General features: G+C 62.8%; 1 protein-coding gene and 1 pseudogene. One reads left to right on the top strand and one right to left on the bottom strand.

Going from position 1 to position 3,120, the window contains the following annotated elements; genetic code table 11:
- The coding region (locus tag VMA74_RS07640; RefSeq protein ID WP_325366040.1) for an efflux RND transporter periplasmic adaptor subunit at nt 1–735 on the bottom strand (735 nt) is incomplete at its 3' end.
- Between the two features lie 515 nt (nt 736–1,250).
- Here VMA74_RS07640 and VMA74_RS07645 point away from each other — a divergent pair.
- A pseudogene (locus VMA74_RS07645) lies at nt 1,251–3,120 on the top strand (NAD-glutamate dehydrogenase); the annotation flags it as partial.

The raw sequence follows: 3,120 nt of genomic DNA on the forward strand, positions 1-3,120 counted from the left end.
GGTCTTGTCCTGTGCGGCAAGCTGCAGGTTGCCCTTGGCCTGGGCGTGGCGCAGCGTGTCCAGATCGGCGGCGCCCAGGGTGAAGTTGACGTACAGCGGATCGAGCTGGTCCACCGTGGTCAGCAAGGTGGCGTTGGCACCGGCATCGGAGGTGCCGTTGCCGACGATGGCGCCTTCGGTCACCTGCTGTTCGCCGGCGCGGCCGTCGATCGGCGAGGTCACGCTGGTGTAGCTGAGGTTGACGCGGGCGGTCTGCACGTTCGCCTCGGCCTGCTTCACTGCGGCCAGCGCGGTACGCTCGTTGGCTTCGTCAGTATCCAGCTGCTGGCGAGAAATATAGCCCTGTGGCACCAGCTGGCGATCGCGGTTGGCGATCACGTGGGCATTGGTATAGCTGGCCTGGGCCGAGGCCAGCGCCGCCTCGGCGTTGGCCAGGGCGGCCTTGTACGGCACCGGATCGATCTGGAACAGCAGTTGGCCCTGCTTTACATCCGTGCCTTCGGTATAGACGCGCTTGAGCAGCACACCCGATACGCGGGCGCGCACGTCGGCACTGCGGTAGGCGGACAGGCGTCCCACCAGGTCCTTGGTCAGCGGCACGTTCTGCGGCTGGACCTCGACCACTCCCACGGTGGGCGTCGGCATCTGCGGCGGACCTTGCGTCTTGCTGCTGCAGGCGGCAAGTGCCAGCAAACTCAGGCACAGCACCGGTGTGCGCATTGGCGTCGACTTCATGAGGGCTCCATGACTTGCGTAATCGGGTATGGGGGTGGGCCAGGCACGACCTGCCGGCGGCCCGGCGGTACTTGCCGGAAATTCTTACGTTTATCGGATCAAGGCCGGTTTGTCCTGTGTCGTTGGTCCCTGCAGACGGGATCGTGAGCAAGACTATACCGGTCAGTTTACAATTTCTGCGGTGCGGGAATCTAGCCTTTCGGGCAAATGACGAACGGCACAGGCGGGTTTGCCGCCACTGTGAACAGCGCGCCGGGAGCGCGGTGGGTTTTACCCAGCGACGCTGGATGATCGTCCCTGTCGCCGCACCCAGCGTGAGCATGACAGTTTGGGGAAATTTCCGTTCGCCGCGACGATGGATCTTGGGTGGGTCCGCTTGCGCATACTGACTTACATGCATGGAGGTTAATCACACATGACACGCGTTGCTGCGCTGCCGATGGATTCAATGCAGGTCCAAGCGTATCCTTTTAAGGCTTTCAAACCCCATCATCTCCACTTCTTAAGTAGAAGCCATGAATGCGATCCGTGCGGCCAACGACATCCCCCTCGTGTCTGTCGTGCTCGAAGAGTTGAAGAAAAGCGGTTATCCGACCAAGCGCCTTGATGAGGCGCAATTTTTTATCAGCGCCTTTTTCTCCCGCATCGCCAGCACCGATGTCGACCTGCATACGCCTGCCGCGTGGGCACAAGTGGTCGCCGGCCTGCTCGATTTCCTGCAGCAGCGCACACCGCAACGTACCGCGGTCCGCGTGACCAGCGCCGCGCACACGGCGCGCACCGCGGTGGACATCGTCACCGACGACATGCCCTTCCTGGTGGATACGGTGAGCGTGATGCTTGCCGAGCACTCCACCATTCATCTCGTGCTGCATCCGGTGGTGAAGGTAAGCCGCGATTCGAACGGCCAACTGTTGCACCTGGGCGACGAGCATGGTGCATCCGAGTCGGTGATGCATTTCGAAGTGGACAGCATCCTCGATGAGTCCATCCAGGCACAGCTGAAGCGCCGCATCGAAGATGCGCTGGAAGACGTGCGCGCCGCCGTGCGCGACTGGAACGCCATGCGTGAGAAGGCGCTGGCGATCGCGACCGACTTGCCGAACCGCAAGCTGCCGCTGGACGCCGCCTCGGTCGCCGAGGCGAGCGAGTTCCTGCGCTGGCTGGCGGACGACAACTTCACCTTCCTGGGTTATCGCGAATACGAAGTGGCCAAGGCCAAGGGCGACGAAGTGCTGCTCCCGGTCGAGGAATCGGGCCTGGGCATCCTGCACAAGAGCGAGCGCTCGGTAGCGCCACGCTCGCTGCGCTCGATGGTGGCGCACGACTTGCCGCAGTCCGGCGCGTATGATGCGATCATCCTCACCAAGACCAATGCGCGCTCGCACGTGCATCGTGCCGGCAACATGGATTACGTGGGTGTGCTGAAGTTCGACGCGAACGGCAGGCCGGTTTCCGAACAGCGCTTCCTCGGTCTGTTCACGTCCAACGCTTATATGTCACGTCCGCAAGATGTGCCGCTGGTGCGCCAGCGCGTGGAAGCGGTGCTGGTGCGTTCAGGCCTCAAGCGTGATGCGTATTCCGGCAAGGCGCTGCGCCACATTCTTGAAACGCTACCGCCGGAAGAGCTGTTCCAGAGCACCGAGGACGAACTGTTCGCCACCGCCATGGGCATTCTGGAGCTGCAGCAGCGTGCGCGTACGCGTCTGTTCGTGCGCCGCGACCGCTATGGCCGCTTCTTCACCTGCCTGGCGTTCGTGCCGCGCGAACGCTTCAACACCACTGTGCGTGAGCGCATCGAAGCGCTGCTGCGCGAGGTGTTCCACGGCGAGAGCGTAGACTCCAACGTGCTGATGGGCGAATCCGCACTCGCGCGCCTGCACGTCACCGTGCGTCCGCATCCGGGCGACCATCCTACGTTCAACGTGCAGGAGCTGGAAACGCAGCTGCAGCACATCGTGCGCAACTGGTACGACGGCTTGCGCGACAGCCTGATCGGCAAGGTCGGCGAAGCACAGGGTGTGGCGCTGTCCAACCGTTTCGGCAAGCTGCTGCCGGCCGGCTACATCGAAGACGTGGCGCCGGAACAGGCCGCGCTGGACGTGATCGCCCTGACCACGCTCAAGAACAACGATTCGATCCATCTGCATCTCTACGAAGACGCACGCGACCAGAGCCTGCGTTTCAAAGTGATCCATGTGGGTGCGCCGATCTCGTTGTCCGATGCATTGCCGATGCTGGAAAACATGGGCGTGCGCATGCTCGCCGAGCATGTCTACACCCTGGAAAGCGAAGGCCGCACGCTCACCATCCACGACTTCGAGCTGAAAGCGAAGGTACCGCTGACCTTCGACCTGGCGCATCTGCGCGATCGTTTCGAGCACG

It is taken from the genome of Dyella sp. (genome assembly GCF_035508675.1).
GTDB lineage: Bacteria > Pseudomonadota > Gammaproteobacteria > Xanthomonadales > Rhodanobacteraceae > Dyella_B.